General features: G+C 44.7%; 2 protein-coding genes. One reads left to right on the forward strand and one right to left on the reverse strand.

Annotated elements, in window-relative coordinates; translation table 11 throughout:
* Window positions 1–217 (reverse strand): pyridoxamine 5'-phosphate oxidase family protein (locus R8269_RS24955; RefSeq protein WP_318222874.1); only part of this gene is annotated, 217 nt, incomplete at its 3' end.
* A 461-nt stretch (window positions 218–678) separates the two neighbouring features.
* Here R8269_RS24955 and R8269_RS24960 point away from each other — a divergent pair.
* Window positions 679–1,245, forward strand: a 567-nt coding sequence (locus R8269_RS24960; protein ID WP_318222875.1) for a cache domain-containing protein, incomplete at its 3' end; no start/stop codon positions are given.

A 1,245-nucleotide genomic window follows, 5' to 3' on the forward strand; every position in this document is an offset into this window, starting at 1 on the left:
CGAAACCATCTTTATCGACGTTTTTCAATAAAACGATTCGTTGAAATGGCATGCCGTTTTCATCCACGGTTGCCACTGTCATCGCAGTAGGATCAGTCAACCCCGCCTTAATCGCTTGCTCCAACCAAAGGTTGAATTGATCAATTGGATCAGCTTTCAAATCTTTACGACGTAGGCCACCTTTCGTGTACTCACGACGAATATCAGCAAGTTCCATCTTTACTCCTTCACTCGTTTTTTGTCGATTGTGCTCCCGAAGCTACTGAAATACAAGGACAGCAAACATAGATGTTGAAAAACCGATGGTAACCTCTAGGTTCAGGCAAAAAGCGAGGCCCGGCAACACTTCTAACGAGACCAAAGACCAACGGCAGGGCAAGTTTTTCCACCCAAATGATGAGAATGAAGCGACGAGAAGTAACGTGAAGTCATCCCAAAATAACTTCGCTTCGTTTGCTCTCTAACGGGACAAGATTGACTATTTAACCTCAAGTGAGCATAAACTGACCGCTATGTTACGCAACAAACCAATCGCTTACTTGGCAAACAACCGTTACGTATTTATTGGTACGGAATACTACTTCTAAAATGCAGTTCTATTCCTAGTTAACGTTACCGCTCACAGCATCGTTTAATACCTTTTGATAACATGGCATTAAAAACTCCGGTGAGCTAATTGTGAACTTACTCAATCCCAAAGCCCTGCGCCATTTTCTATTGCTGTTGTTTGTTATCGGCATTCTAGGGCTTGCTCTTACGCATCACTACGCAACTCGCTATCAACACGATCAATGGCAACAAAAACTCAAAAGCCAAGCGGCTCAAGTCTCACAAGAAGTCGACTACGAACTGGCGAAGTTTGAACAAATTCCCAATTTGCTTAGCCATGACCCACGCTTGCTTGAAGCCGTTGAGAAAGGTGCACCGTCGACAGAACTGAACTTACTGTTGGCGCAATGGCTGAAGCAAAGTTTGGCCGATACCATTTATGTCCACGATAAAACAGGCTTGGTTATCGCTTCGAGTAACTATCAACAGGCGGATACGTTTGTCGGTTCGAGTTTTAGTTATCGCCCTTACTTTAAAAATGCCCGTCGTGGTGAGCCAGCCCAATACGTGGGGTTAGGAGTACGCTCTAACAAACGGGGTTACTTCTTTTCCTCTCCACTATGGTTGAACGGCGATGTCATCGGCGTCATCACGGTAAAAGTGAATTTGGAGCAATTGGAACAGCGCCTTGCACAA

It is taken from the genome of Vibrio sp. Vb0667, assembly GCF_033391095.1.